At 33.7% G+C, this 24424-nt stretch carries 44 protein-coding genes and 2 pseudogenes; 38 read left to right on the top strand and 8 right to left on the bottom strand.

Translation table 11 applies throughout. The features are described from left to right. Positions 1 to 105: 105 nt before the first annotated feature. The 6 genes and pseudogenes from merA to HMPREF2597_RS04135 all read right to left on the bottom strand — a co-directional run. Positions 106 to 1296: pseudogene (gene merA, locus HMPREF2597_RS04155) on the bottom strand (hypothiocyanous acid reductase MerA); the annotation flags it as partial. Between the two features lie 29 nt (positions 1297 to 1325). Further along, positions 1326 to 2708, bottom strand: a complete 1383-nt coding sequence (locus HMPREF2597_RS04150; protein ID WP_012991015.1) for a recombinase family protein — start codon at positions 2706 to 2708, stop codon at positions 1326 to 1328. A 68-nt stretch (positions 2709 to 2776) separates the two neighbouring features. Then, the gene (locus tag HMPREF2597_RS04145; protein WP_012991014.1) at positions 2777 to 3817 is read right to left on the bottom strand and encodes an Abi family protein; all 1041 of its coding nucleotides are present in this window, start codon (positions 3815 to 3817) and stop codon (positions 2777 to 2779) included. 300 nt (positions 3818 to 4117) lie between these two features. Beyond that, positions 4118 to 4261: a hypothetical protein gene (locus HMPREF2597_RS12745; protein WP_176747066.1), complete on the bottom strand. Its 144-nt coding sequence runs from the start codon at positions 4259 to 4261 to the stop codon at positions 4118 to 4120. A 52-nt stretch (positions 4262 to 4313) separates the two neighbouring features. After that, the gene (locus HMPREF2597_RS04140; RefSeq protein ID WP_070817184.1) at positions 4314 to 4778 is read right to left on the bottom strand and encodes an ImmA/IrrE family metallo-endopeptidase; all 465 of its coding nucleotides are present in this window, start codon (positions 4776 to 4778) and stop codon (positions 4314 to 4316) included. Between the two features lie 11 nt (positions 4779 to 4789). Continuing rightward, on the bottom strand, positions 4790 to 5113 hold the full coding sequence (locus HMPREF2597_RS04135; protein WP_070817183.1) for a helix-turn-helix domain-containing protein: 324 nt from the start codon (positions 5111 to 5113) through the stop codon (positions 4790 to 4792). 164 nt (positions 5114 to 5277) lie between these two features. On the opposite strand from HMPREF2597_RS04135, the gene HMPREF2597_RS04130 reads away from it, so the two are divergent. Together HMPREF2597_RS04130 and HMPREF2597_RS12740 are read left to right on the top strand one after the other, a co-directional pair. After that, on the top strand, positions 5278 to 5526 hold the full coding sequence (locus tag HMPREF2597_RS04130) for a helix-turn-helix domain-containing protein (RefSeq protein WP_070817182.1): 249 nt from the start codon (positions 5278 to 5280) through the stop codon (positions 5524 to 5526). Positions 5527 to 5541: 15 nt separating this feature from the next. Then, complete coding sequence (locus HMPREF2597_RS12740; RefSeq protein WP_176747065.1) at positions 5542 to 5712, top strand: hypothetical protein; 171 nt, start codon at positions 5542 to 5544, stop codon at positions 5710 to 5712. On the opposite strand, the gene HMPREF2597_RS04125 is transcribed toward HMPREF2597_RS12740, so the two are convergent. After that, the gene (locus tag HMPREF2597_RS04125; protein ID WP_015977917.1) at positions 5701 to 5910 is read right to left on the bottom strand and encodes a hypothetical protein; all 210 of its coding nucleotides are present in this window, start codon (positions 5908 to 5910) and stop codon (positions 5701 to 5703) included. The genes HMPREF2597_RS12740 and HMPREF2597_RS04125 overlap by 12 nt on opposite strands. A gap of 55 nt (positions 5911 to 5965) precedes the next feature. Between HMPREF2597_RS04125 and HMPREF2597_RS12865 the strand changes: the two genes are divergently transcribed. The 3 genes from HMPREF2597_RS12865 to HMPREF2597_RS12735 are packed head-to-tail and all read left to right on the top strand — an operon-like array spanning position 5966 to position 7649. Then, entirely contained in the window at positions 5966 to 6871 is a 906-nt protein-coding gene (locus HMPREF2597_RS12865) for a DUF3102 domain-containing protein (RefSeq protein WP_070817181.1), read from the top strand. A gap of 1 nt (position 6872) precedes the next feature. Further along, entirely contained in the window at positions 6873 to 7466 is a 594-nt protein-coding gene (locus HMPREF2597_RS04115) for a hypothetical protein (protein ID WP_070817180.1), read from the top strand. Positions 7467 to 7502: 36 nt separating this feature from the next. Then, positions 7503 to 7649, top strand: a complete 147-nt coding sequence (locus HMPREF2597_RS12735) for a hypothetical protein (protein ID WP_172952952.1) — start codon at positions 7503 to 7505, stop codon at positions 7647 to 7649. Here the strand turns inward: HMPREF2597_RS12735 and HMPREF2597_RS04110 are convergent. Beyond that, positions 7646 to 7876 carry a hypothetical protein gene (locus tag HMPREF2597_RS04110; RefSeq protein ID WP_051522842.1) on the bottom strand — a complete coding sequence of 77 codons (231 nt, stop codon included), beginning with the start codon at positions 7874 to 7876 and terminating at the stop codon, positions 7646 to 7648. The genes HMPREF2597_RS12735 and HMPREF2597_RS04110 overlap by 4 nt on opposite strands. Before the next feature lie 554 nt (positions 7877 to 8430). On the opposite strand from HMPREF2597_RS04110, the gene HMPREF2597_RS04100 reads away from it, so the two are divergent. From HMPREF2597_RS04100 to HMPREF2597_RS03965, 33 genes and pseudogenes are all read left to right on the top strand, one after another. Next, positions 8431 to 8916, top strand: a complete 486-nt coding sequence (locus HMPREF2597_RS04100; protein WP_070817179.1) for a siphovirus Gp157 family protein — start codon at positions 8431 to 8433, stop codon at positions 8914 to 8916. Then, the gene (locus HMPREF2597_RS04095) at positions 8917 to 9693 is read left to right on the top strand and encodes an ATP-binding protein (protein ID WP_049401121.1); all 777 of its coding nucleotides are present in this window, start codon (positions 8917 to 8919) and stop codon (positions 9691 to 9693) included. A 28-nt stretch (positions 9694 to 9721) separates the two neighbouring features. Beyond that, entirely contained in the window at positions 9722 to 10276 is a 555-nt protein-coding gene (locus HMPREF2597_RS04090) for a single-stranded DNA-binding protein (protein WP_070817178.1), read from the top strand. 12 nt (positions 10277 to 10288) lie between these two features. Next, positions 10289 to 10540: a helix-turn-helix domain-containing protein gene (locus HMPREF2597_RS04085; RefSeq protein WP_070817177.1), complete on the top strand. Its 252-nt coding sequence runs from the start codon at positions 10289 to 10291 to the stop codon at positions 10538 to 10540. 11 nt (positions 10541 to 10551) lie between these two features. Beyond that, complete coding sequence (locus HMPREF2597_RS04080) at positions 10552 to 10767, top strand: hypothetical protein (RefSeq protein ID WP_070817176.1); 216 nt, start codon at positions 10552 to 10554, stop codon at positions 10765 to 10767. Next, positions 10764 to 11525 carry a hypothetical protein gene (locus HMPREF2597_RS04075; protein ID WP_070817175.1) on the top strand — a complete coding sequence of 254 codons (762 nt, stop codon included), beginning with the start codon at positions 10764 to 10766 and terminating at the stop codon, positions 11523 to 11525. Before HMPREF2597_RS04080 ends, HMPREF2597_RS04075 begins: the two co-directional genes overlap by 4 nt. 12 nt (positions 11526 to 11537) lie before the next feature. After that, on the top strand, positions 11538 to 12323 hold the full coding sequence (locus HMPREF2597_RS04070; protein WP_070817174.1) for an ATP-binding protein: 786 nt from the start codon (positions 11538 to 11540) through the stop codon (positions 12321 to 12323). Further along, a complete protein-coding gene (locus HMPREF2597_RS12730) occupies positions 12320 to 12484 on the top strand; it encodes a hypothetical protein (protein WP_176747064.1) in 165 nt (54 codons plus the stop codon). The genes HMPREF2597_RS04070 and HMPREF2597_RS12730 overlap by 4 nt, the downstream gene beginning before the upstream one ends. After that, a complete protein-coding gene (locus tag HMPREF2597_RS04065) occupies positions 12474 to 12716 on the top strand; it encodes a hypothetical protein (protein ID WP_070817173.1) in 243 nt (80 codons plus the stop codon). The genes HMPREF2597_RS12730 and HMPREF2597_RS04065 overlap by 11 nt, the downstream gene beginning before the upstream one ends. Positions 12717 to 12725: 9 nt before the next feature. Further along, entirely contained in the window at positions 12726 to 13178 is a 453-nt protein-coding gene (locus HMPREF2597_RS12860) for a DUF1064 domain-containing protein (protein ID WP_083319034.1), read from the top strand. Positions 13179 to 13181: 3 nt separating this feature from the next. Further along, on the top strand, positions 13182 to 13415 hold the full coding sequence (locus HMPREF2597_RS04050) for a DUF1024 family protein (protein WP_070817172.1): 234 nt from the start codon (positions 13182 to 13184) through the stop codon (positions 13413 to 13415). Between the two features lie 7 nt (positions 13416 to 13422). Then, a complete protein-coding gene (locus HMPREF2597_RS04045; RefSeq protein WP_070817171.1) occupies positions 13423 to 13674 on the top strand; it encodes a hypothetical protein in 252 nt (83 codons plus the stop codon). An 18-nt stretch (positions 13675 to 13692) separates the two neighbouring features. Then, on the top strand, positions 13693 to 14208 hold the full coding sequence (locus HMPREF2597_RS04040; RefSeq protein ID WP_070817170.1) for a dUTP diphosphatase: 516 nt from the start codon (positions 13693 to 13695) through the stop codon (positions 14206 to 14208). Positions 14209 to 14244: 36 nt separating this feature from the next. After that, entirely contained in the window at positions 14245 to 14397 is a 153-nt protein-coding gene (locus tag HMPREF2597_RS12555) for a DUF1381 domain-containing protein (protein ID WP_141760416.1), read from the top strand. Beyond that, on the top strand, positions 14387 to 14554 hold the full coding sequence (locus tag HMPREF2597_RS12715) for a hypothetical protein (protein WP_176746550.1): 168 nt from the start codon (positions 14387 to 14389) through the stop codon (positions 14552 to 14554). Before HMPREF2597_RS12555 ends, HMPREF2597_RS12715 begins: the two co-directional genes overlap by 11 nt. Continuing rightward, positions 14551 to 14700: a hypothetical protein gene (locus tag HMPREF2597_RS12710; RefSeq protein ID WP_176746551.1), complete on the top strand. Its 150-nt coding sequence runs from the start codon at positions 14551 to 14553 to the stop codon at positions 14698 to 14700. The genes HMPREF2597_RS12715 and HMPREF2597_RS12710 overlap by 4 nt, the downstream gene beginning before the upstream one ends. After that, a complete protein-coding gene (locus tag HMPREF2597_RS04035; protein WP_012990986.1) occupies positions 14697 to 15113 on the top strand; it encodes a hypothetical protein in 417 nt (138 codons plus the stop codon). Before HMPREF2597_RS12710 ends, HMPREF2597_RS04035 begins: the two co-directional genes overlap by 4 nt. A 302-nt stretch (positions 15114 to 15415) precedes the next feature. Further along, a complete protein-coding gene (locus HMPREF2597_RS04030) occupies positions 15416 to 15847 on the top strand; it encodes an HNH endonuclease (RefSeq protein WP_070817169.1) in 432 nt (143 codons plus the stop codon). Further along, positions 15834 to 17108 carry a PBSX family phage terminase large subunit gene (locus HMPREF2597_RS04025; protein WP_070817168.1) on the top strand — a complete coding sequence of 425 codons (1275 nt, stop codon included), beginning with the start codon at positions 15834 to 15836 and terminating at the stop codon, positions 17106 to 17108. Before HMPREF2597_RS04030 ends, HMPREF2597_RS04025 begins: the two co-directional genes overlap by 14 nt. 11 nt (positions 17109 to 17119) lie before the next feature. After that, entirely contained in the window at positions 17120 to 18571 is a 1452-nt protein-coding gene (locus HMPREF2597_RS04020; RefSeq protein ID WP_070817167.1) for a phage portal protein, read from the top strand. Continuing rightward, positions 18558 to 19523, top strand: coding sequence for a minor capsid protein (locus HMPREF2597_RS04015; RefSeq protein WP_070817166.1), 966 nt, complete (start codon positions 18558 to 18560; stop codon positions 19521 to 19523). Before HMPREF2597_RS04020 ends, HMPREF2597_RS04015 begins: the two co-directional genes overlap by 14 nt. An 81-nt stretch (positions 19524 to 19604) precedes the next feature. Further along, on the top strand, positions 19605 to 19739 hold the full coding sequence (locus tag HMPREF2597_RS12855) for a hypothetical protein (RefSeq protein ID WP_256337085.1): 135 nt from the start codon (positions 19605 to 19607) through the stop codon (positions 19737 to 19739). A gap of 10 nt (positions 19740 to 19749) precedes the next feature. Then, positions 19750 to 19858, top strand: a pseudogene (locus tag HMPREF2597_RS12550) (hypothetical protein). After that, positions 19843 to 20433 carry a DUF4355 domain-containing protein gene (locus tag HMPREF2597_RS04010; protein ID WP_070817165.1) on the top strand — a complete coding sequence of 197 codons (591 nt, stop codon included), beginning with the start codon at positions 19843 to 19845 and terminating at the stop codon, positions 20431 to 20433. Before HMPREF2597_RS12550 ends, HMPREF2597_RS04010 begins: the two are co-directional and overlap by 16 nt. Before the next feature lie 19 nt (positions 20434 to 20452). Next, entirely contained in the window at positions 20453 to 21358 is a 906-nt protein-coding gene (locus tag HMPREF2597_RS04005) for a hypothetical protein (protein ID WP_012990978.1), read from the top strand. 14 nt (positions 21359 to 21372) lie between these two features. After that, positions 21373 to 21612, top strand: coding sequence for a hypothetical protein (locus HMPREF2597_RS04000; RefSeq protein WP_012990977.1), 240 nt, complete (start codon positions 21373 to 21375; stop codon positions 21610 to 21612). Between the two features lie 9 nt (positions 21613 to 21621). After that, entirely contained in the window at positions 21622 to 21951 is a 330-nt protein-coding gene (locus HMPREF2597_RS03995) for a phage head-tail connector protein (protein WP_070481521.1), read from the top strand. After that, positions 21948 to 22250, top strand: a complete 303-nt coding sequence (locus HMPREF2597_RS03990) for a hypothetical protein (RefSeq protein ID WP_070817164.1) — start codon at positions 21948 to 21950, stop codon at positions 22248 to 22250. The genes HMPREF2597_RS03995 and HMPREF2597_RS03990 overlap by 4 nt, the downstream gene beginning before the upstream one ends. Further along, complete coding sequence (locus HMPREF2597_RS03985) at positions 22250 to 22591, top strand: HK97-gp10 family putative phage morphogenesis protein (RefSeq protein ID WP_070817163.1); 342 nt, start codon at positions 22250 to 22252, stop codon at positions 22589 to 22591. Before HMPREF2597_RS03990 ends, HMPREF2597_RS03985 begins: the two co-directional genes overlap by 1 nt. 10 nt (positions 22592 to 22601) lie before the next feature. Then, positions 22602 to 22988 carry a hypothetical protein gene (locus tag HMPREF2597_RS03980; protein ID WP_070817162.1) on the top strand — a complete coding sequence of 129 codons (387 nt, stop codon included), beginning with the start codon at positions 22602 to 22604 and terminating at the stop codon, positions 22986 to 22988. A gap of 18 nt (positions 22989 to 23006) precedes the next feature. Continuing rightward, positions 23007 to 23570: a phage major tail protein, TP901-1 family gene (locus HMPREF2597_RS03975; protein WP_070817161.1), complete on the top strand. Its 564-nt coding sequence runs from the start codon at positions 23007 to 23009 to the stop codon at positions 23568 to 23570. A gap of 72 nt (positions 23571 to 23642) precedes the next feature. Then, a complete protein-coding gene (locus HMPREF2597_RS03970) occupies positions 23643 to 24008 on the top strand; it encodes a tail assembly chaperone (protein ID WP_070481516.1) in 366 nt (121 codons plus the stop codon). A gap of 44 nt (positions 24009 to 24052) precedes the next feature. Next, a complete protein-coding gene (locus HMPREF2597_RS03965) occupies positions 24053 to 24418 on the top strand; it encodes a hypothetical protein (RefSeq protein ID WP_070647815.1) in 366 nt (121 codons plus the stop codon). The last annotated feature ends 6 nt before the right edge of the window (positions 24419 to 24424 follow it).

Genomic DNA, 24424 nt, shown 5'->3' with positions numbered 1-24424 from the left:
ACATGTTAATACGTAGTATTGAATAAAAAATCAGCACTCAGATTGAGTTGAATTCAATTCATCTGAGTGCCATTTTTCTGGGATTTATGTTCCAGTCTGTTTTTATTATAAATTAAATAAATCATTGAATGCTTCTGTCATTGTTGGATGAGTATAAATATTATCTCTTAATACTTGATAAGGTATGTGTTGATCCATAGCTAATTTAATAAGGTTAATCATTTCTTCAGATTCCTTACCGTATAACGTTGCGCCTAAAATTTCATTTGTGTCCTTATTAATGACTACTTTAAACAAGCCGCGAGGATCATTATTAATTTTATGACGAGGAATGTTATTAACGGCTAGCTTGTTTTCCAAATAGTTATAATGACGTGCCTCTGCTTGAGCAGCAGTTAAACCAACTCGAGATAGTGGCGGATCAATAAATACGGTATAAGGAATTTGTCCACGATTTTCTGTTGTTCTATCCTTATTACCAAATAGTTTAGCTTTCAATATTCTAAAGTCATCTAGAGAAATATACGTAAATTGTAGTCCACCCTTTACATCTCCAGCAGCATATATATGCGGTACTGTAGTTTGTAGATGTGGATTCACTTTGATAGCACCATGTTCTTCTAATTCAATATCTGTATTTTCAAGGGTTAAATCTGTATTCGGAATACGGCCAGTAGCTAGAAGAACGGCATCAGCTACAAAATCTCCTTGAGATGTTTTCACTATTGTATGATCATTACTATCAATAAATTCAAATGTTTCAACATCGGTATGAATCTCGACGCCTTTATTTTCTAAATCATGGATGATAAGTTCAGCAATTTCACGATCTTCATTTGGGATGAGTGTTTGACTAGATTCAAGCACAGAGACATGTGTTCCTAAGTTAGCGAATAGTGAAGCAAATTCAAGTGCGATGTATCCACCGCCAACAATGACTAACTGTTGAGGTTGCGTAGCGAGATTTTGAATGCCAGTAGAGTCATATAATCGCGTGGCACGATCTACACCTTTAATATTCGGAATACGCGCTTTTGCACCTGTGTTAATAACAATATCTGTTGCACTAATGGTACGCTCAACTTGTCCTTGAGCATTAATTAAATTAACTTCAGTATTAGATTTGAACGTAGCTTTATAGTCCAAAACATCAATATGCGTATCATTTGCTAAATTTCCATAATTTTTCTTATTTAATGCTGATACGACTTCATTTTTTCTTGCAAAAGCATCAGCAAATGAACGGTTATGAAGTCCATCATGAATGAGTGTCTTTGTAGGAATACAACCAATGTTGAAAGATAGTATCTACTTCCGTACAAAAATTAATAGAATTCAATATCTTTAATCTTCATCGAATTGCTAGATTTGCCACGTTTTAATTTAGTGTACTCTATATTAATAGCTTTTATAGACATTTGTATAAAGTCTGCTTTATCTTCTAATGTGAATATATCCCAAGACTTCAAAAGCACATCCTTAATCTCTTTAATTTTACAAATATCAAATTCTTTTACATCAACTTGCTTTCTTTGTTTTTCGTATTCTTCTATCATTTCGTCGGTTTCTTTTATTAATTCGAATAACTCATTTTCTTGCATCATACCACTAGCATACAACTTATGATATCTTTTCCGTTGTTCCATAACTTTAGACAAATCGATAGTTACATGTGATTGCTTTTCTTTTTCTTGTGTCTCATATTGTTTTAAATCTATTTTAGATAAGTGATCTTTAAAAACACGTAATGTTTCTGTTTCTGTAATATGATGTGGTTTCATTCCTTTTGTAATTTTGCAGTTGTTACAGTAATACGTTTTATAAACAATAGTATCATTTTTACGCTTTCTTTTTTGTGAATTTAACGTTAGAGCGTAACCACAATTAGGACAAATTAACTTACCTCTAAAAACAGATGTATGCGCTACTACTTTAGTATTCGTGTGCTTGTCTAATCTATCTATTATTGTGTTGTACATTTCATCTGTTATGATAGGCTCGTGACTATCTTCGATATAGATTTCTCCCCACTGATAATGGCCGCGTGTGACCGGGTTTCTAAGTGCGTGCATCAACATGCGTGTAGTCCATTCTTCATTACCATTTGGCGGCTTTACATCTGAATTGTTGTATAAACGTGCTATATGTGCAATGCTATAACCTTTTTTAACTTTGTTATAAACATCTAACACAACATCTTTGTACTGATTAGGTATATAAGTGTTGTTTACGCGATCATAGTAGAATGGGGGAGCTGTTAATATCATACCTTTTTTAATTGCTGCACGTTTTCCCATTAAAGAGCGCTCTCTAATTGTCTCACGCTCCCACTCGGCCATAGCGCCGACTAACGTTACAAACAGCCGACCTATTGCTGTTGTTGTGTCGTATACCTCAGTAGCGCTTCTAAAAGCAACATTGTTATTCTCGAATACTTCCAACAAGTCCAAAAGGTCGCGCACTGAACGTGTCAATCTATCTAACTTATAAACTAATACCAAATCAAATTCGCTTATATCATCTAACAAACGCGTCAATTCCGGTCTATCTCTTTTAGCTCCCGAAAATCCAGCATCTACATAAACGTCTTTAACTGTCCAATCGTTTATATCGCAAAATGAACGCAATTTACGTTCTTGTTCGTCTATAGAATGGCCTTTTTCTCTTTGCTCTAATGTACTTACTCTTGTGTAAATCGCTACTTTCATTGTTTCATCTCCTAAAAAAGTAAAAAATAATAAGGGTACTAGGTACCCTGAAATCTATTGCTAAAATTCTAAAGATAATTTTCATTAAAAAAAGAAAGTTTTCGAATTAAATTGTAAGTAAAGCCAATTGATTCTAGTAAATTTATTTTGTTATATTGATCCATTTCACCGTATAATTTAAATAATTCCTCAATCAAATTATCTCTAGTTGGTTTGTTTCTAGTAAACAAAAGAATTATTAACGTTAACGCATACAAATCATTTCGTCCAATGTCTTTAGAATAGTCTTTTTTTAAAAGTAATTCGTACCCAATTATATTATTGAAATGTGCTAGAGATAATTGGTATTCAGATTTAAATGAATAAAATCTATGACCATGCGCTATTCTATTTCTGAATTCTCTTAATAAATTTAATGAGTCTACTCCTATGCTTGATAAATCTTTTTCGTTAACAGTTATATTAGAAATACTTTTTAATACTTCAATTTTATGACTTTTCTTTAGAATACTTAACCATTTAATTGTTAAACCGAAATTGTGAGGCAATATGATTATCCATGGTGGTACATGGTTATGTTTTTTCTTATAATGATTAATTGACTCCACTTTATTCCAATTTAGAGATTTACTAATGTCATCTAATACTCCAGCTCTTTTACTTTTATGGGGGTCATAATAGTAAGTATCTAGATAACTGTATTTTCTATCGAAATGTTTTGGGTTATTTTTACTTTTTGTTTTAGGTTCGTTTACTCCAAAGTTTTTAGCTACTACTGCAGCAACATTATTTTTTAAAGATTGTTCAATCAAGATCAAATACTTAAAATATAAATTTTTTAACCTCATGTCATTTTGATAACAATGAAACAAATCTCTGAAATGTGTACCGTTTACAAAGAATTCATTATTTTTTTGTTTGAAAAAGTGTGAATAAGCATTGATTAATGAATAATAGGAAATTGTTTCCAACTGCATTAATGCAAATTTTTCATCATCAATAATTAAGCCTCTGTCTTTTAATAAAATTATTTGCTCTTTACAACTTAAATAAGGTTTTGATTCTGGGGAAAGCTTTAAATAAGTTTTTATGGCATTTATATCTTTCAATAGAATTCTCTCCTACAACGAAAAAACCCCTCATGCAAGCATGAGAGGTTTCTTGAGTCGTTTCACAGAACAACTATTTCATACTTGCATTATATATGGTTTTTCTTTATTAGTCAATTTAAAAAATGGACAATAGCGAGGGTCTTCCATCCCTCAACCTCCTTTATTTACATTAAACCGCCACTAGGACGGGGTTAATCAACTCTATGCAATTTGTACACTCTCAACGGCTCAAATGTTATAGAATGAACCCTGTAGTAGAATGTGATAGACACAAAGTTAGTACCACATTGATGAATTTTAAAATATTGACGTAACTATCCACTTCAAAATTTCCCAAATCACCATAATTACAAATATAAATCCTAAACAACCTATCCCCATTCCAGGAATAGCTAATAAGCATGTATAAAAATTAGTACAACCATCGTTTTGTTTAGCCATTTCGTTCTCCTTTATTTTATGTAATTTATATTAAAGGGTCGCTAGGACGTTATTAATCAATATGATGTAATTTGTAAACCCTCAACGGCTCAAATGTAATAGAGTATTCGCCGTAGTGAATTCCAATACCATGTTTCTGTTTGTAATGTTCCAATATTTCTAATACGTATTCTTCACTTAATTGAACATACTGTGCTAGTTCGTATAAGTTACTTACACCGAAGTGGTGTGCTTCTATAATAATACGCAAGGGCAATGCAGCTTCATATCCATGACGTCTTGCGTAGTTTTCAAATTTACGGTTAATCCATTTAGACTGGTCTAAGATATTCCCATATGTAAGTTTATGATGTGCTAATTCTTCGTATAAGACTTCGGTTTTTCGTGTTTCAGGTAGATTACTATTGATTAAAATTAAGTCATCTAACCACACCCCCGATAAATTATCGGGCATAACATCTGTTTCTTTAATTTCTATGTAATCATGTTTTATTAACATCTCTTCGTACAATCCCATAAAAACACCCTTTATTTTCGCTTACTTTTAATATAATCTGCGTAGTCTAATACACGTTGCCATTCATCATCTGTTAGTTCGCCTTCAAGATGAGCTGCACGATGTTGTACTTCGGTTTCTGGTTGTTTATTTTTTAATAATAAACTTTCTGGGGTAACATTCAATGCATTTGCGATTTCAGCTATATCTTCCATAGGTATTTTTCTACTACCATTTTCATATCTTGACAAAGTAGATTTATTAACACCTATTTTAGTTGCAAAATCAGTTAAATTTACATTGTTCTTTTTACGTAGTTGTTTTATTAACTTACCTATTTCTGCTGAAGTTCTCATTATAAAATTACCTCCGTTTTGTCTATAACAGTATATTACCACTTTTCCATATAGGAAACAACTAGTATTTTAAGAAAGTTTCAAAATATTTTTTGAGATAGTTGTTGACAATTAGGAAACCATAGTTTAACATTGAGTTAACTTCAAAAAACGGAGGTGACAAAATGTATGAGTTCAACGTTAAAAGAATGAAAGCCGAACGCATAGCTAAAGGAATTTCTCTTTCAGAGATGGCAAATAAATTAGAAATGACGCCAGGCACTTATTCAAAAAAAGAAAATGGTCATATTAGAATTAATGTTGACGATTTAGCAAAAGTTATTGAAATATTAGAAATACCACAAGATAAGTGCGGTATTTTTTTTACAAACAAAGTTTCCATAACGTCAACAAAAGAAAAACAAATAACTTAAAAGGAGGAATGACAAATGCAAGAATTGCAAAAACGTTTAAACAAAATTTTAGAAGCTATCAACGGCATGCCCAAATATGAATGGGACAGAATTGTGCAAGAAGTTGAAAAAGTATACAGCCATAAGACCGTCAAGGTGGAGCTTGACAGTCATAGCTGTGAAGTAATTAAGAAATTACTTAGTTAGAACTTGGATGAAACTAGGGTGAATAAAGTAGTCAATGCCGTTATATCCAATGTGCATTTGATTGTAATCGAACATTTTATGACCTACTTCTTTGTACCACAAATTAGCATCAGTATAGCTATTATCGATTACTACATTCTCAGACTCTGACAGATTTACCCATTCACCAAGTAAACAAGCGTAAATATGTTTAGGCATAAATATCACCTCCTTAGGTTGATAACAACATTATACATGAAAGGAGCATAAATACTTGAATGAATTACAACTTAGCAACGACTTAATCACTATCGAAACAGAAATTAAGAGTTACCAAAACATCGCTGGTCAGTCTATTTTCGAGATTGGTCGAAGATTGAAACATGTTAAAGAAAATGACTTAGCACATGGTGAGTGGTCTAAATGGTTGCAATCAATAAATATGAGTAGAGGGCAAGCAACTAAATTTATAAAAGTAAGTGATGAATTCTCAAATGATTCACCAGTGAACCATTTAGGGATTAAAGCATTATATTCTTTAGCGACCATTCCCGAGGAACAACGAGAGGAAGAATTCGAAACATCTTCTGGCGAAATGAAAAAACCTATAGATATGACAAATAGAGAATTAGAAGACTTAAAACGTCAACTCAAACAACGTGACGAACAAAACGCTCAACTCCAATCACAAGTAGATCAAGCTCGACGTTCTGAATCAATTGCACGTAAGCAACTCGAAGATGAACAGAATAAGGAACCAGAAGTTATTGAAAAAGAAGTAGAAATCATTCCTGATCGTATCAATAAACAACTTGAGAATTTAAAAAATGATAAAAAATTACTAGAACAACGTGAAAAAGAATTATCTGATTTAAAGAGAAAGTTTAATGAACAACCGAAACAAACTGATACAAATAAGTATCAGAGAGATAAGAATTTAAAAGAAGAAGAACAAATAGCTTCAATCAGATTTCAAGTAGAGACGAATTTACTTTCATTAAGAGATGACGCAAATGAGTTTTTAAATAAAGTTGCACATACACCTTATAGAGAAGCAGCTATTGCAAGAGCGTCAGACCGTACTAAAAACATGATGTTTGATGTAGTGGAAGAAATAGAAGCGTGGACTCGACAAATGAGAAATTCGTTGAATACAAGTCAAATAATAGAGGGTGATTAAATTGAAAAATCCATTAAGTATTTTTAACAAAGAAACGAGTGTAGTAAAAGCAATATCCAAAGATACAAATGTAAGTGTGCATGATGTTGAAAGAGTTTTAATTTCAGCCAAGCAAATAACAGAAAACAGTTCTTTAATGATGCTAAACAATCAAAGGGAGTATCAAGAAGATTTACTAAACGTATTACAAACACAAGGTAATCGTATGACTAGTATTGAAAATCATCAAAAAGAAGAACACAACATGAGAGCTTTGAACAAAATTGAATTAGATCAACTAAGAAAAACAGTTGACGAAAAAGCTAGAACAGCACTTGGTAATTTAAATCAATTAGATTTTGATGAACTAATTAATGGAAGTATGACTTTAGATAAATATTCAGAGTTACAAAAGACTAAAGCTAAAAATACTAAAGAATATAACAAGAAATTAAGAGTATACAAAAATAAAATTTGGAAGATAGTTAAATATCATTTGAGTGATGTATATCACATTTCACCCAAAAGAAATATAGAGACATTTAACGTTTATATGATGGATGAAATTCGAGACAAAATAAAAAGTTTGTCGGTTTACGAAGTAAGACGAGCTTAACCCACAATCGAACAAACAACTTAAGGAGGAAATGGAATGCAAGAAAACTTATTAAGAATTAATCCAAATGAAATGTATTTAACAATTGATTATTTGTTAAAACAAATTCAAAAAAATCCAGACCCACAGTTGATTGAGGCAACTGCGAATCTGGTGGATGCGTATAGAAACATCACTGATTAATTCGGAAAGAAATCAGTTCCAACATTATTAGTTGTATTGATATTGAAATAAATGACTTTGTTTAAATCAATAACTCTGTCCTTAGGTTCTAAAACGTGAATATAATCATTTCCAGTATGGTCGGTAGCCAATTTTCTGATTAATATTTTTTCGTTATTTACTAATTTTAGAGTTAGAGAATCAATATTTTCAATATCTAAATAACTAGTAATTAAGTTTCGATTCATAATACGCACCTCCCTTCATAAAGGGATAACAACATTATACACGAAAGGAACTAATAAATTGCTAGCACTACTGATTATCGTATTCATCACATGCGTGACCGTACAATACAAACTTAATTAACGAAAGGGAGAGAAGTAATGCCACCACATATTCAACAAATGTTATTCGATTTCGCACTTGAGCGAGGATATATACAAAAAATTATAGAAATGGAGCAAAAACATGAGTCAAGAAATGATTGATTACTGGGCCACTTTTATGTATGAACGCGTTGGTAAAAAAATACTAGAAAAGGAAGGATTGAAATGAAAAGTCTAACAATCGCTTTAATCACATTCATACTTATTTCAATTATAACAATGGTCATTTTTGAAATTTACTTTACAACAGGATTAGTCGTAAGCGCAGCAATAGCGATAGTAGCTTACTGGTTTTATGAACACCATTTTTTCGATAAAAAAACTGCTACTTGCGCCAACAAGTAACAGTAAAAGAAAAACATTTAAGAAATACAACTAATTTAAATATACGAAAAGAAACGGAGGTCGTCAAGTTGAGTAATTTATTCGAGTTATCAACAAATTATCAACAAATTTATAACCTAATTTCTGAACAAGAAAACGAACTAATTTTAAAAGATACATTAGCGAGCATTAACGATGCTTTAGAAAATAAAGCGGACAGTTATGTTGCCATTATCAAATCATTAAAAGCAGACAATAAAGTAATTGATGAAGAAATCAAACGTTTGAGACAGCGTAAATCAACGAACGAAAACGGTATTAAACGATTAAAAGAAAGCTTACAACTGGCTATGGAAGAAACAGGCAAAGAGAAATTCAAAACATCGTTGAATAGCTACAGCATAGCTAAGAACTCACCAAGTTTAGATGTGCAAGATGAAAGTTTAATTCCGAAACAATATTACGTAGAGCAAAAACCTAAACTAAACAAAACAGAATTGCTAAAAGCTGTCAAAGACGGACTCGAAATAAAAGGCGTCGAATTAAAACAAAATAGAAGTTTGAGGGTGCGATAAATGACAGAGGAAAAACAAGAACAGGATATTTTAACCCAACTTGGTGTGAAAGACATCAGCAAGCAAAACGCTAATAAATTTTACAAATTTGCCATATACGGGAAGTTTGGTACTGGTAAAACAACTTTTTTAACTAAAGACAATAACGCACTTGTCCTCGACATTAACGAAGATGGAACAACAGTTACAGAAGATGGTGCAGTGGTACAAATTAAAAACTACAAACACTTTGCTTATGTAATAAAAATGTTGCCTCAAGTAATTGAGAAGCTAAGAGAAAATGGAAAGCAAATAGACGTAGTAGTGATTGAAACAATACAGAAACTACGCGATATCACTATTGACGACATCATGAATGGTAAGACAAAAAAGCCCACATTCAATGATTGGGGAGAGTGTGCTACACGTATTGTTCATATGTATAGATATGTCTCTAAGTTACAAGAGCAATATCAATTCCATTTAGCGATAAGTGGTCACGAAGGTATCAACAAAGATAAAGACGATGAAGGTAGCACAATTAATCCTACCATCACGATTGAGGCACAAGATCAAATAAGAAAAGCAGTTGTAAGTCAATCAGATGTACTTGCAAGAATGACAATTGAAGAGCATGAGGAGAACGGACAAAAGTCATATGAGTATGTACTTAACGCTGAACCCTCTAACTTATTCGAAACCAAAATAAGACATGCAAGCAATATAACAATTAACAATAAAAAATTTGTAAACCCTAGCATAACGGACGTAGTACAAGCAATCAGAAATGGAAATTAAAAATAACTAATAAGGACGGTATTAAATTATGAAAATTACAGGACAAGCACAACACACTAAAGAAACTAATCAAGAGGCATTTATGAAAGGTGGAGACTTCTTAGGAGCAGGAGAATTCACAGTTAAAGTTAAAGATGTTGAATTTAATGACAAAGAAGGAAGATATTTCACTATCGTATTTGAAAATAACGAAGGTAAACAATACAAACACAATCAATTCGTACCACCATTCCAACAAGACTTCCAAGAAAGACAATATATCGAATTATTAAGCAGACTAGGAATTCAACTTAATTTACCTGATTTAACTTTCGATACAGACAAATTAATAAACAAAGTGGGAACAATCGTACTTAAAAATAAGTTTAACGAAGATCAAGGTAAGTATTTCGTTAGATTATCTTTTGTAAAAGTTTGGAACAAAGGTGACGAAATCGTAAATAAACCAGAACCTAAAACTGATGAGATGAAACAAAAAGAACAGCAAGCAAATGGGAAACAGACGCCAATGAGTCAACAATCAAACCCATTCGCTAATGCTAATGGTCCAATAGATATAGACGATTCAGAACTTCCTTTCTAAAGAGGTGTAAACATGAAATTAAGTGAAGTGTTAGCGACAAATCTAAGAATGTTAATGGCTAGAGACAAAATAAGTGTTTCGGAAATGGCAAAAGAAACAGGAATAGCAAGAAGCACCATCACTTCTTACAGAGATGGTCGTATAAAAATGGTTAATTTAGAAATTTTAAACAAAGTAGCAGATTATCTCGATATAAACGTAAGTGTATTATTCACTAAGAATACTCACAATAGTTCATTTAAAGATATTTTTAAAAGCTATTAGGAAGTGAACAAATGTCGAAAATAAAGAATTACATCACTCAAGATGACGGTATAACCACCGTTGTCATTGAGGATGTGAATATAGACAACAAAACATCGTTATTACTAGATAACGGCTTAGATGCTGAATGTGAAGTTAAGCCAGTAGACCCGTTTAAAATCACAGATAAACAACTGGGTGGATGTAGACGAACGACTAAACAGAATGCTGAAAGGAGAAAAATGTGAATAAATTATTAATTGATGATTACCCCATACAAGTATTGCCGAAATTAGCAGTCGAAATTGGTTTGAATGAAGCGATCATACTACAACAAATGCATTATTGGTTGAATGCTTCTAATCATAAATACGATGGCAAAAAGTGGATTTACAATTCATATCCGGAATGGCAAAAACAATTTCCTTTTTGGTCACTGATTACTATCAAAAGAACGATATACAGTTTAGAAAAACAGGAACTACTTCACATAGGTAATTACAACAAAGCTAAATTTGATAAGACAAAATGGTACAGCATTAATTATCAGACTATCGAGAGAATGATACAACCATCGTATCAAAATGATACGACGAGCGTATCAAAAAGAGATGACGAGCGTATCAAAAAGAGTCGACCTATACCAGAGACTACTCCAGAGACTTCTTCAGAGACTTCTTCAAATAATAGCGCAACTGACGTTACGCATGAACGTTTTGAGGAATGGTGGAAACTTTACGACAAGAAGAAAGATAAGAAATTAACGTTTTCTAAATTTAAGAGTTGTCTTAAAAAGCATTCCTTCGAACAGATCATGCAAGGGACTAGAGAATATATAAAAACCATTAAAAATAAACAATATCAGAAATACCCCAAAACATTTCTTACTAATGAAAGCTATATGAATGACTATAGCGAAGAAATGCCACAAGAAACTAGCAATCAATACACTGACGCATTTGAACGTGCTGCACATTCACAAAATATGGAAAATCTACCGTTTTAAAGGAGTGATGAGATGGAGGCTTTCCAGAAACTAGCAAAACAAGCAGGTTTTAGAAATAAGATAGTTAAACAAGAATTTGGATTACATTGCAATGATTGTGGTCGTAAGTATGATTACTATGAATTCGATAACGGACAAGTAGTCAAAGACGGTTGCGACTGCGACATGATTGCGCTAGCTAAAGTATCTACCGAAAACTATCACAAGAAACAACGTAAATCTAAAGCAGAAAAGATATTTAAACAATCGATAATTAACGAAAATTTAGCACAAGTGACATTTGAGAACTACAAACCTACATCAGAAAAGTTAAAGTATGCTAAAGGTTTGTGCGAAAGGTATGCCCGTAATTTCACATTAGATAATAAACAATCACTATTGATACAAGGTTCATTCGGCACAGGAAAATCACATTTATCTATGAGTATTGTCAAAGAAGTAAAGGCGAGAGGTTATACAGTTCTTTATATGAACGTCCCTCAGCTCATATCAACAATTAAAAATACCTACAACAACAGAAACGGTATGACTGAACAGGAGCTAGCGCAAATTATTAGTGATGTTGACCTAATGGTATTTGATGACTTCGGTATTAACATGAATGAGTTTGCGACAAGCAAGATGTTCGAGTTAGTCGAAAGTAGAGTTGGCAAACACAATATATTTACAACTAACCTAGATGAAAAAGAAATGACTAGAAACAAAGATATGCAGCGTATATTCAGTAGAATTATGAGCAATACAACGCTAATCAAAATGGACGGTCAAGATTACAGAACAAGGGGGCTTAAATTTTGATTACATTACAAGAAATCAAACAAAATCTTGAATGTTCTGATGTATATGCTCAGAAACTCATAGAATACGCACAGGGCGACGAAAAAGCTTTAGAGGACATATACTACCAAAAACTTGCTGAACGTCGTGTAAGGGAGGCTGTGATTGAATATGGGCATTAGAGAAAACCAACCGAAAGCTTACAACTTATATGAGAGCGACGGTTGGAAGATGTTGAGAGTACTGCCAAGAGATGACAACACATTTTACTTAGCTAATTTGGGTGGAATGCAAAAAAATAAATTTAAAGAATATGTAACTAAAGACGAATTAGCGAAGATAAAACGTAAATATAAATTATTCAGAAAAGAAGAATTACAGCAACAAACAACAATAGATGAATTTCTTTTTTAGGGGTGTCATATGAGCAAATACAATGCAAAGAAAGTTGAATATAAGGGACATGCGTTCGACAGTGCGGTTGAATGCGAATACTACCAATACTTAGAAAATAAAATTAACGGTGCCACGTATAACAGAATAGAGCTACAACCCAGATATGAGTTGATACCAAAAACAAAGAAGCAGCGTAAGACAGAATACATCGCAGACTTTGCGTTATACCTAGATGATGAGCTTATAGAGGTTGTAGAGAAGACGGAGGATAACGTAAATAGTCCGTCGCATTACAATTACGGCGATATAGAGGTTATAGACTATATAGAACAAGTCACAGCACATTACCCGTCTAATTTGACTTATGACATAGGTAACGCAATCAAATATTTAAGTAGAGCGACGCATAAGAATGGTAAAGAAGATATTGCGAAAGCGCGTTGGTACGTGCAAAGAGTTTTTGAAAAATGGGAGGGTTAGAGAATGGTAAAGATTAAACGTGAACAAATAGAGCAAGCAATCATAAGTGCAAGTGCGTTTACTGGGAATGATACAGAAGAGTTGTTGCAAGAAGTGGATAAAGTATATAAGAAAGCTAAAGCTTTGGATGACGTAGTAAATATTAAGAAGAACAGCAAGTTTAATTCATTAATTTGGATCAAAACTAATGAAGTGATAAAAAATTACGAAGAAAGAATTGGAAGAAATGGAGTGTAAAAAAACGATGAGAGAAATAATTAAACTAATAATCAAAAGTATAACAAGAGCAATTTTAAATAGAGTAATTAAAGATTTATTAGCAGGTAATCAAATAGCAAAGCACATTCTAAAAGAAATTCCGGATGATGAAAAAGGCATAGTTAGAGCTTGTAAAAAGATAGGGATGTCAGATATACAAACGATTGGCTTTATAACAATTCTAGGGGAAGAAGTAGGGAACAACGAAGAAGAAATAATGAAAAGATTTTATAAATGATATTGGGGGACAACAATAATGACTAATCAATTAGAAATCAAATTATTATCAGACAAAGCGACAATGCCAACGCGTGACAGATCGGACGCAGGATATGACATTTATTCTGCTGAAACAGTGATACTTGAGCCGCAAGAAAAAGCTGTAATTAAAACTGATGTAGCTGTGAACATACCAGAGGGGTATGTGGGGTTGTTAACAAGTCGCAGTGGTGTAAGTAGTAAAACACATTTAGTAATTGAGACAGGCAAGATAGACGCGGGTTATCAAGGTAATTTAGGGATTAATATTAAGAATGATGTTGATGAAAGATATCGCAAACTTAAAAGCACCACATATTTAAACATTAAAGATGAGTGTGTTGAAAGAGATTATCACGATACAAAAAAATTAAATTCATACAAAATCTATAAAGGCGACAAATTAGCACAACTCGTTATTGTACCTATTTGGACGCCAGAGTTAAAAGAAGTAGAGGAGTTTCAAACAGAAAGTGAAAGAGGAGAAAAAGGCTTCGGATCAACAGGGTACTAAAAATATATACGAAAGAGTAAAAGAGGTGCTTAGGAAATGACGCAATTTCTAATAACAGAGATAAAACACGGTCAAGAAACATTTGTCGATGTAACTAAGCCGCACGATAACGAGATATACACACTTGTAGAGGAGGAGAGTGCAGAAGAGGCACGACGTAAGTATGAGGAGGGGAATAATGGTCAATAAAGTATTAGTGATGACAATGATTATATTAATGTTCTTGATTATTAAAACTGAACTAGAGATGAAGAGGGTCAGTAGACAAAGTAAAGCACCAGATGATTACGCAAGGGTAAGCGATCAGATAGACTTAAACGAAGTGAAAGAGGTGTTTATAAAATGATATGGTTAGTCATAGCTATTATATTGTTAGTAATACTTGTATTTGGTTGCATGTTAGAACAAAAAGAGTTAAAGCACAAGATAGAGATGAAAGAATATGAAATAGAAGTGTTGAGAGATAAGTTAAAAAACGGAGGGTCATTATGATAGTTATTCAAAAGCATGACATCAAGAAGCTTGAAGACTACATAAAGAATATAGAGGAATACCGCAAAGAATTTCTGATGCGTGGGTATGAGTTAATGGAAAATCACGAGCCGGAGAATATAGGAGCTGGAAAGAGTAATCTACCAGGAAATCCTATTGAGAGAGAGACAGTTAAGAAGTTAAGTGATAATAGATATGTAATGCTGCGTAACGTTGTAAAAGGTGTAGATAAGCTTATATTTGAAGCTGACGAAGATACTAAAGACTTAATACGGTTAAGATACTGGGAGTGTCCTATTGGATGCTATGAGTGGGAAGACATCGCTAACTACTTTGGTATTAGTAAAACGAGTGTATTAAGACGTAGAGATGCGATGATTAGTAGGTTGGCGGAGTTTATAGGTTATGTATAGCGGACTTTTGGGGTATGTAAGTCCGGTTTGAAAAGGCTTATCATGGTATTGTGAACGAACCGCCGTAATAAGACGTTGTCTTATGGCGGAGACTTCCGTATAAGTAATCGGGTAGCAATTTTCCTATTGGAGGTAGTGCGCCTGGTTGCTTAACCGTCTACTCTATGAGTGGGCGGTATATAAACTATATGTTCGTCTCCTAACAAATTATGTTTTACTCCTATTAGGCTATCCGTGAGAAACACGGATGGCTTTTTTTAAATTTATAAAAGATAATATCGTGAGAGTTGGTGGTAAATGAAATGGGCAGAAGAACAGCATACGAAAAATTAGATATAGAAAGCAAACTCGGATTAGTAGAGGGTTGGAAACGCGACGGATTAACTGACGAGCAGATAGCTAAGAATTTAGGTGTCGCTTATTCTACGTTAAGAACATGGACGCCGGACAAGTACCCAGCGTTTTCAGCAGCCTTAAAAAAGGGCAAAGAAGTCTCTGATTATGAATTAGAAAACGCACTTCATAAGAGAGCTACAGGCTACTACTACGAAGAAGAAACGGTCACTAATGCAGGTAAGGTTGTCAAAGTTAAAAAGTACGAGCACGCTAACCCTACGTCGCTTATATTCGCACTTAAAAATAGATTGCCACACAAATACAGAGATAAAGTAGAACAGGAAATCACAAACCGTAACTTCGAAATTAAAATAGGTGATTATGATGACGAAAGTTAAACTGCGGTTTGACAATCCTGCTAAAGTATTTAATCGTAATATATTTGATGTACTGTTCAATTACGATAACTTTACAGAGGTTCATTATGGTGGCGGTTCAAGTGGTAAGTCTCATGGGGTTATACAAAAAGTTGTACTTAAAGCATTGAAAGATTGGAAGTATCCTAGACGTATATTATGGCTTAGAAAAGTTCAGTCTACAATTAAAGATAGTTTATTTGAAGATGTGAAAGCATGTTTAATAAACTTTGGAATTTGGGATATGTGTCTTTGGAATAAGACTGATAACAAAGTAGTGTTGCCAAACGGCGCAGTTTTTTTGTTTAAAGGATTGGATAACCCAGAGAAAATAAAGTCGATTAAAGGTATATCAGACATAGTGATGGAAGAAGCGTCTGAATTCACATTGAATGATTACACACAGTTGACATTGCGTTTGAGAGAACGCAAACACATCAACAAACAAATATTCTTGATGTTTAACCCGGTTTCTAAATTGAACTGGGTTTATAAGTATTTCTTTGAGCATGATGAACCGATGGAAAATGTCATGATTAGACAATCTAGTTATCGAGATAATAAGTTTCTTGATGAGATGACGCGTCAAAACTTAGAGTTGTTAGCAAATCGTAATCCAGCATATTACAAAATTTATGCGTTAGGTGAATTTGCTACATTAGACAAATTAGTTTTCCCTAAGTATGAAAAACGTTTAATAAATAAAGATGAGCTAAGACATTTACCTTCTTGTTTTGGATTGGACTTTGGTTACGTTAATGATCCTAGTGCTTTTATACATTCTAAAATAGATGTAAAGAATAAGAAATTATACATCATTGAAGAGTATGTTAAACAAGGTATGTTGAATGATGAAATAGCTAATGTCATAAAGCAACTTGGTTATGCTAAAGAAGAAATTACAGCAGATAGCGCTGAACAAAAAAGTATTGCTGAAATAAATAATCACAGCATTACTCGAATCAGACCTGCTATGAAGGGTAAGGATAGTATTATCTCTGGAATACAATACCTTAATCAATTCGATATCGTTATTGACGAACGATGTTTTAAAACGATTGAGGAGTTAGACAATTACACGTGGAAAAAAGACAAAAACACAGGTGAATATTATAACGAACCGGTGGACACGTATAACCATTGTATTGACGCATTACGCTATAGTGTTGAAATGTTAATGATCAATAACAAAAAACAAAAGAAAACCGCAAAAGATTTACGTATGATTAAAAATATGTTTTAAGGAGTGAGCTAATGACTTTATATACAGTCGGGAGTGTAACAGAAAAATTCTCTCCAATAGCTAACGATGATTTTATTGTCAATGATTTAGATGAATTGTTTAAAGGTGATTTTTTAAGAAGTTTAATCAGCAGACACAAGACAGAACAATTACCACGTCTAGAGATGTTGGAAGCTTATTATTTGAATAGAAATACAGATATATTAACGGGACAACGTCGTTTGAATAGTAATGGGGATAAAGCAGATCATAGAGCTGTACATAACTATGCTAGATACGTTTCTAGGTTTATAGTTGGTTACCTAACCGGTAATCCTATCACAATCACACACAAGAACAATAAAACAAATAACAAGATTATTGAACTCAATGACAAGAACGATGCTGATGAAATAAACAGCGACTTAGCATTGAATTTGTCTATATACGGACGTGCATACGAAATTGTATACAGAGACATGAAAGACAATGACACATTTAGAGTATTAGACCCTAAAAGTACATTCGTTGTCTACGACAGCTCTTTAGACAAACGCGTTATAGCCGGTGTTAGATATTATGAAAAGTCAGATGCAAACAATATACCTACAAGCTATATAGAGGTTTACACAGAACAAGACATTTATTATTTGCAAGTCAAAGACGGTTCTATTGTAGTAAATGATGTAGTTAAGCACTTCTACAATGAAGTACCTGTCATAGAATACTTGAACGACCAATTCAAACAAGGCGACTTTGAGAATGTTATTTCTTTAATTGATTTATATGATGCCAGCCAATCTGATACAGCTAACTATATGTCAGATACTAACGATGCAATGTTAGCATTGATTGGTAATGCTGATTTAGACGGAGAAGATGCGAAAGCGTTTAGAGATGCAAACATGATCCACATCAAACCTTCGATAAATGCTAATGGTGGAGAAGGCAAAGCTGACGCTAAGTATATTTACAAACAATATGACGTTTCCGGTTCAGAAGCATATAAAAAGAGATTACAGAACGATATTCACAAATACACAAACACACCAGATTTAAACGATGAAAATTTTAGCGGTGTTCAATCTGGCGAGTCAATGAAATATAAATTGTTTGGACTTGAGCAAGTTAGAGCGATAAAAGAGAGATTGTTTAAAAAAGGGTTGATGAAGCGATACAAGTTGCTTCTAAACAAAGTGAATATAGAAAGTTTTGAAAATCATGACTATTCGGAGTTAAATATTGTATTCACTCCTAACTTGCCAAAGTCACTAAAAGAATCAGTTGAAATATTTAACGATTTAAATGGTGGTGTTTCAGAAGAAACAAGATTAGGTGTACTTGATATAATCAAAAACCCTAAAGAAGAAATGAAGAAAATGGAAAAAGAAAAAGAAAAGCAAATACAATCCCGTGACAACAGCGAATACAGCAATCTAACAAACGATAACAAAGAAGATGTGAATATAGATGTCGAAGAGTGATGCTCAATGGTGGGAATTAGCTCAAAAAGGGATTGTACAAGAAGTAAAACGTGATAAAGCGGCAATTAAAGACATAGAAATGTTATTAATGACCATGATTAAAGAGATAGAGAAAGAAATAATGTCATTCTATGCTAAGTATGCGAATCATGAAGGCTTGAACATCAAAGAAGCTAAAAAGAAAGTTGATAGTTTTGACGTAGAAGCATTTAAAAACAAGGCTAAGCAGTATGTAGAAACCAAAGACTTTAGCGACAAGGCTAACAAAGAGCTCAAGAAGTACAACACAAAGATGTATGTATCTAGAGAAGAATTGTTAAAAGGCCAATTAAACAGTCTGATAGATTATTTTACAGCCGAAACAGAGAATAAGCTATCTGATTACATGCATGACGCTGTAGAGAGAGAAATAAAGCGTCAAGCCGGGATATTAGGCGACAACGTAGAAATAACACCACAAAAAGTAACATCTATCGTCAATGCTGATTTTGGCAATACAACATGGTCAAAGCGCTTATGGTCTAATATGGATGAATTACGCGACGATGTACAACGTATTGCATCACACGTTGTATTGAGAGGTAGACACCCGAATGAGTTTGTTTCTGAACTTAGGAAGAAACACGATGTCGCTACATCAGATGCTAAGCGATTGTTAATAACAGAAGCAGCAAGGGTTCAAACGTTAGCACAAAAAGAGTATTACACTGATACTTTAGGCGAAGATGCTAGATATCAATTCGTTGCCAAAGTGGATGAAAAGACATCTAAAACTTGTTTAAGTCATAACGGCAATATCTATAAAGTTAAAGATATGACACCAGGGTTAAACGCACCTCCACTACATCCACACTGTAGATCTTCAACGATACCTTTCGCACCTACTAGAAGAAAAGACTTTATAAACTCTAGAAAAGGACGCTACAAAGGCGCTAAGGTAACAATAAAATGAAACTAGAATTAAAAGTTAAAGTGAAAGGCAATAACATTGCTTATTATGATGAATCAAATAAGATGTGGAGGATTGTTAATATTGAGAAGCAACGAATCATATCTAAAAGAAATAGCTAGAGAATTAAAGTTAATAAGAGTTGAATTGCAAAAGCAAAACGAACCAACGATAAAAGAAGGTAAAACGAAAGAAAATAAAACAAGTAAGTATATATAAAACTACCAAATTGGTGGTTATTTTTTTATGTCCAAAACGTGCTGACGACGTTAAAAGCTCGTATGGAAAAACAGTCGACAGACTATAAACGGGGGTATATCTCATGGCAGAAGAAATAAAAAGTAACGTTACTGAAGAAACAGAAGTAAAAGAGCAAACACAAGAAAATCAAGACGAAACTTCAAACGATAAAACAAAGCAGTCAAAAGATACTGATAAAACATTTACACAAGAAGAAGTTAACCAAATGATTAAAGACCGTGTTGCTCGTGAACAAAAGAAAGCGGAAGAAAAAGCAGAAGAAGCCGCAAAACTAGCTAAGATGAACAAAGACCAAAAAGCAGAGTATGAACGCGAAAAAATGGAAAAAGAGCTGCAACAATTACGTGCAGAAAAAGCGACAAATGAAATGCGTTCAGAAGCTCGCGCTATGTTGAAAGAAAAGAATATCGATGCTAGTGATGAATTACTAAATTTTGTTGTGAAAGAAGATGCAAACGGAACTAAAGAAAGTGTTGATGCATTCGTTGATTTATTAAACGGAATGGTTAAAACACAAGTCAAAGAAGCATTGCGTCAAGAATCGCCGAAAGCGTTCACGACAAGTGGACTGACTAAAGAAGATATTTTAAACATAAAAGATGATAGCAAACGTCAAATAGCTATCGCTCAAAATAGACAATTATTTAATTAATAATCGGAGGTAATTATTTATGGCAGCAGAACCAAATTTAATTGATGTAAAGGCATTAGGCGAAGCGAAGTCAATTGATTTCGCAAACAGAATGGGTATTGGATTAAACAAATTATTCGAAGCATTATCTATTACAAACAAAATTCCTATGAATGTAGGTTCAGCAATTAAGCAATATCGTTTTAAAATCGTTGACTCAACAGCTCCAGACGGAAACGTTGCAGAAGGCGACATCATTCCATTAACAAAAGTTGAACGCGAACAAGTTAAAATCACTGAATTAAAATTCAAAAAATATCGTAAATCTACAAGTGCAGAAGCTATTCAATCACATGGTTATGATTTAGCAATCAATCGTACTGACAATGAATTGTTACGTTATGTACAAAAGAACTTCCGTAAGGATTTCTTCAACTCTTTAAAAGGTGCTTTGGATAGTGCTGATCGTACAAATAAAGCAGCTTTAACTGGCAAAAACTTACAAGGAGCTTTAGCTAAAGGGCGTGCTAACTTATCTACTTTATTAGATGATGAGATCACTCCTATCGCTTTAGTAAACCCTAACGATGTAGCAGAGCATATCGCTAATGGTTTCATTAACTCAAATGGCGCTCAATTTGGATTAAACTTATTAACTCCATACGTTGGTGTTAGAGTTATCGAATTTGCAGACGTACCAGCTGGCGAAGTTTGGATGACAACAGCTGAAAACTTAAACGTAGCGTTTGCTAATCCGCGCGGCGAATTATCACGCGCATTTGCATTTGCGACTGATGAAACTGGCTTTGTAGGTGTATTACACGACATTCAACCAGAACGCTTAACAGCTGACACTGTATTTGCTTCTGCAATCTCAATGTTCCCTGAAAACATCGACGCAGTGGTTAAAGTGACAATCAAAGCAGAAACTACACCAGTAGTATAAAAAGAGGTGGTAAAATGGTTTGTTTAGTAGCTAGTAACTTTAAAGACAAGACGGATAACGAGCGCCTTTATTTAAAAGGCGACGTTTATTCTTGTGATGACGACCAACGTATCAAAGATCTAAAAGAAAAAGGTTATTTAGTTGTTGTTAATGAACAAATGACTAAAAAAGATATAGTTGATACTTTATCAAGCATTAATATTGTTGTCGAAGATGACAAGACAAAAGCTGATATCTTATCAGACTTAGAGTAGGTGTTGTTAATGGCAACTAAAGAAAATGTGAAAGTGTTACTTGGTTTAAAAGACGACAAACAAGACAATGTCTTAGATATCATCATTAAGAACACTGAAAGTCGTTTATTATCCAAATTGCCTATAAATCTCGAACGTGTACCGGATAACTTGTCTTTCATTGTCGAAGAAGTGGCTGTCAAACGTTATAACAGAATAGGCGCTGAAGGTATGACGACAGAAAGTGTTGAAGGCCGTACAAATACGTTTCAAGCGAATGATTTCGATGAGTATCAAACAATTATTGATGAACTTTACCCGAAAGAAAACGGGTCGAAAGGAAGTATCAAATTTTATTGAGATACAACGACAGAATAACATTCATGCTTGAAAGTAAAGGGGCTTACAACACTAAGACGAGCAAATACGAGCCTAAAACAACCACTTACGACGAAGAAGTATGTAATATCAATCCACTTTCTATGGAGCGCTTAGCTGTTGAATTTGGCGACATTACTAAAGATATTATGGTTGCGCGTCTTCAAGGCAACTACGATAATACTGTAAGCCACGCATTAGTTAACAACACCAAATATAAAGTAGTTACACAAAAACACTACATTCACGATACTGTGTTTTATTTGGAGAGTGTTAACTAATGAATTTAGATGCGCTTATAGAACACTTTGAGTTTATGGAAGACAACATTGAGGACGATGTAAACGAAGTTGTTAGAAACGTCGCTATGGACGGTGTGAGTATTGCCAAAAACAATGCTAAACGTGTGATGAATAAAGGATACTGGACTGGAAATTTATGGCGTGAAATAGAGTCAGCAAAAAGCGGTAAATTATCATATAAAATCACATCAAACGCCGGCTATTCCGGGTTCTTAGAATTTGGAACGCGTTATATGGAGGCTGAACCTTTTATGTGGCCAACATATTTAGAGGTACAAAAGAATTTGGTTGAAGACTTAAAAGAATTACTGGAAGGATAGAGGTGTTGCAATGCAATCACCACAATTACAGCTTTACAACAAAACATTTGACTTAGCTAAAGGATATGATATCCCTGTCATTTCTCAAAAAGAGATGACAGAAGATATTTCATATCCTTTTGTTGTTCTAAGCAGAAGTGACGGTCGTATGAATATAGGGTCATTTGACACTATAGACGGACAAACAAGCGTCACTATAGATATTTGGTCACAAGAAAGTGATTTAGGCTTACATGATAGCATTGTGTACGGTTTACAAGTTGATTTAAGTCAACTAGAGACATTACCTAATTATCAAGTAAGGTTAAACGATATAACTGTTAATCAAATATCTGAAGATACAACAAATCAATCTTTAGCACACAGTCAAATAGTTGCAGAATTTGATACTTATTAAAAAAACGGAGGTTTATTTATGCCACAAAAATCAGGTAAAGATGAATTAGTTTTATTACGAATTTTAGGAGAAAAAGTAGACGCTGAAAAAGTAATGCTAGTTACTGAACACTCACGCTCTACTGAAAAAGATAAAGACAGTGTTGAAACAATGGACGGTTCAATTAGTGCTGGCGGTTCTTTAGAATCAGAAGTTAAATTCACAGCACATATGGACGTACAAGACAAACTTTCAGACGAAATTGAGGACGCTGTTGAAGATGACATCGCTTATGAACTTTGGTTCATCAATCGACAAGTTAAAAACACAGAAGGAAAATATAAAGCAGAATACAGACAAGGTTATTTCACATCGTTCGAACGTAAGAATGAGGCTGACGGCATTGCTGAATATGAAGCTGAATATGCTGTTTTCGGTAAGAAAAAACGCGGTTATGCAACGTTACCTAAATTAATTGAAGATAACAAACTTGCATATGGCTTCCACGACACTGTGAAAGCTGACCCTGCAAACGACGGTTTAGCTTCAATACCTCAACCAACAGAAAGCGGAGCGGCCGAAACTGGAACACCTGTACTTTAATTTTAAACGGGCAAGCCTTGAGCTTGCTCCTTTTTTTATACCAAAAATCAAAAATGAAAGAGGTACATAAATATGTATATCAACTTTAAAGGCAAAGAGTTAGAATTATCATTCGGTTTAAAATTTTTAAGAATCATCGACAAAGTAATGGCTATGGAGTCTGAAAATATTTCATTTGGTCAAGGCACACAAATGTTAGTACCTAGACTGGAAATGGCTGATGCAGTTTCTTTATCGTACATTATCGAAGCAGCTACAGCACATCACAACAAAGCGCCTAAAACCGAAAGTGAACTAGAAACTGTAATAGAAGATATCGCAGAAGAACATGGCATCGAAGAATTTTGTCAAGACATCATTAAGGAATTGGGAAAGCGTGTCATGACCCAAAACCTAGTACCGGACGAGTACAAAGAAGCGAAAAAAGCGAAGAAATAATACAAAACAGGTCATTAACTTATGACAAGTTAGTTGTATCGTGTATGTCTCAATTAAAAATATACGACATGCAAGAGATAGAAAAACTGACGCTAACTGAATATTACTATCGTATGTGGGCACGAGAATATGAAAGGCTAGATCAAATACAACAGATGTTTGATTTAGCCTTTTCAATTCGAAACGCTCAACTAACTGAAAACATTGGAACAGAGAATAAGCCAGAAGAACGTTATATGTTCAATGACTCGTCTGATTTATTGAATTACGAAGAGAATATCAAACGTTTAGATAAAGGCTTATCTATCAAATTTGAAGAAAAAGGCAAAGACGTAGAGCAAGCCATGAGTTTGAAAGATAAATTAAAACTCGTTGCTCAAGTTAACAAAGACGCAAAAGGGAAGGAGTGAGGATAA

This window comes from Staphylococcus sp. HMSC063A07 (assembly GCF_001836955.1).
In the GTDB taxonomy this organism is placed as follows: Bacteria; Bacillota; Bacilli; order Staphylococcales; family Staphylococcaceae; genus Staphylococcus; species Staphylococcus lugdunensis.
Note: the sequence above shows the minus strand (reverse complement) of the source record. Positions and strands in the feature narration are given on the sequence as shown.

Coding starts and splice junctions, on each gene's coding strand:
- HMPREF2597_RS04125 (WP_015977917.1), bottom strand. CDS start 5,910: ATGCCTAAACATATTTACGCTTGTTTACTTGGTGAATGGGTAAATCTG.
- HMPREF2597_RS03980 (WP_070817162.1), top strand. CDS start 22,602: ATGCAATCACCACAATTACAGCTTTACAACAAAACATTTGACTTAGCT.
- HMPREF2597_RS04135 (WP_070817183.1), bottom strand. CDS start 5,113: ATGAGAACTTCAGCAGAAATAGGTAAGTTAATAAAACAACTACGTAAA.
- HMPREF2597_RS04015 (WP_070817166.1), top strand. CDS start 18,558: ATGTCGAAGAGTGATGCTCAATGGTGGGAATTAGCTCAAAAAGGGATT.
- HMPREF2597_RS03995 (WP_070481521.1), top strand. CDS start 21,622: ATGGCAACTAAAGAAAATGTGAAAGTGTTACTTGGTTTAAAAGACGAC.
- HMPREF2597_RS03975 (WP_070817161.1), top strand. CDS start 23,007: ATGCCACAAAAATCAGGTAAAGATGAATTAGTTTTATTACGAATTTTA.
- HMPREF2597_RS04070 (WP_070817174.1), top strand. CDS start 11,538: ATGGAGGCTTTCCAGAAACTAGCAAAACAAGCAGGTTTTAGAAATAAG.
- HMPREF2597_RS04040 (WP_070817170.1), top strand. CDS start 13,693: ATGACTAATCAATTAGAAATCAAATTATTATCAGACAAAGCGACAATG.
- HMPREF2597_RS12735 (WP_172952952.1), top strand. CDS start 7,503: ATGCAAGAAAACTTATTAAGAATTAATCCAAATGAAATGTATTTAACA.
- HMPREF2597_RS04150 (WP_012991015.1), bottom strand. CDS start 2,708: ATGAAAGTAGCGATTTACACAAGAGTAAGTACATTAGAGCAAAGAGAA.
- HMPREF2597_RS04080 (WP_070817176.1), top strand. CDS start 10,552: ATGTCGAAAATAAAGAATTACATCACTCAAGATGACGGTATAACCACC.
- HMPREF2597_RS04095 (WP_049401121.1), top strand. CDS start 8,917: ATGACAGAGGAAAAACAAGAACAGGATATTTTAACCCAACTTGGTGTG.
- HMPREF2597_RS12860 (WP_083319034.1), top strand. CDS start 12,726: ATGAGCAAATACAATGCAAAGAAAGTTGAATATAAGGGACATGCGTTC.
- HMPREF2597_RS12710 (WP_176746551.1), top strand. CDS start 14,551: ATGATATGGTTAGTCATAGCTATTATATTGTTAGTAATACTTGTATTT.
- HMPREF2597_RS03970 (WP_070481516.1), top strand. CDS start 23,643: ATGTATATCAACTTTAAAGGCAAAGAGTTAGAATTATCATTCGGTTTA.
- HMPREF2597_RS12740 (WP_176747065.1), top strand. CDS start 5,542: ATGCAAGAATTGCAAAAACGTTTAAACAAAATTTTAGAAGCTATCAAC.
- HMPREF2597_RS04000 (WP_012990977.1), top strand. CDS start 21,373: ATGGTTTGTTTAGTAGCTAGTAACTTTAAAGACAAGACGGATAACGAG.
- HMPREF2597_RS04005 (WP_012990978.1), top strand. CDS start 20,453: ATGGCAGCAGAACCAAATTTAATTGATGTAAAGGCATTAGGCGAAGCG.
- HMPREF2597_RS04050 (WP_070817172.1), top strand. CDS start 13,182: ATGGTAAAGATTAAACGTGAACAAATAGAGCAAGCAATCATAAGTGCA.
- HMPREF2597_RS03985 (WP_070817163.1), top strand. CDS start 22,250: ATGAATTTAGATGCGCTTATAGAACACTTTGAGTTTATGGAAGACAAC.
- HMPREF2597_RS03965 (WP_070647815.1), top strand. CDS start 24,053: ATGTCTCAATTAAAAATATACGACATGCAAGAGATAGAAAAACTGACG.
- HMPREF2597_RS04020 (WP_070817167.1), top strand. CDS start 17,120: ATGACTTTATATACAGTCGGGAGTGTAACAGAAAAATTCTCTCCAATA.
- HMPREF2597_RS12555 (WP_141760416.1), top strand. CDS start 14,245: ATGACGCAATTTCTAATAACAGAGATAAAACACGGTCAAGAAACATTT.
- HMPREF2597_RS12745 (WP_176747066.1), bottom strand. CDS start 4,261: ATGGCTAAACAAAACGATGGTTGTACTAATTTTTATACATGCTTATTA.
- HMPREF2597_RS04035 (WP_012990986.1), top strand. CDS start 14,697: ATGATAGTTATTCAAAAGCATGACATCAAGAAGCTTGAAGACTACATA.
- HMPREF2597_RS04045 (WP_070817171.1), top strand. CDS start 13,423: ATGAGAGAAATAATTAAACTAATAATCAAAAGTATAACAAGAGCAATT.
- HMPREF2597_RS04025 (WP_070817168.1), top strand. CDS start 15,834: ATGACGAAAGTTAAACTGCGGTTTGACAATCCTGCTAAAGTATTTAAT.
- HMPREF2597_RS04090 (WP_070817178.1), top strand. CDS start 9,722: ATGAAAATTACAGGACAAGCACAACACACTAAAGAAACTAATCAAGAG.
- HMPREF2597_RS04130 (WP_070817182.1), top strand. CDS start 5,278: ATGTATGAGTTCAACGTTAAAAGAATGAAAGCCGAACGCATAGCTAAA.
- HMPREF2597_RS04085 (WP_070817177.1), top strand. CDS start 10,289: ATGAAATTAAGTGAAGTGTTAGCGACAAATCTAAGAATGTTAATGGCT.
- HMPREF2597_RS12715 (WP_176746550.1), top strand. CDS start 14,387: ATGGTCAATAAAGTATTAGTGATGACAATGATTATATTAATGTTCTTG.
- HMPREF2597_RS04140 (WP_070817184.1), bottom strand. CDS start 4,778: ATGGGATTGTACGAAGAGATGTTAATAAAACATGATTACATAGAAATT.
- HMPREF2597_RS04065 (WP_070817173.1), top strand. CDS start 12,474: ATGGGCATTAGAGAAAACCAACCGAAAGCTTACAACTTATATGAGAGC.
- HMPREF2597_RS04030 (WP_070817169.1), top strand. CDS start 15,416: ATGGGCAGAAGAACAGCATACGAAAAATTAGATATAGAAAGCAAACTC.
- HMPREF2597_RS04110 (WP_051522842.1), bottom strand. CDS start 7,876: ATGAATCGAAACTTAATTACTAGTTATTTAGATATTGAAAATATTGAT.
- HMPREF2597_RS04010 (WP_070817165.1), top strand. CDS start 19,843: ATGGCAGAAGAAATAAAAAGTAACGTTACTGAAGAAACAGAAGTAAAA.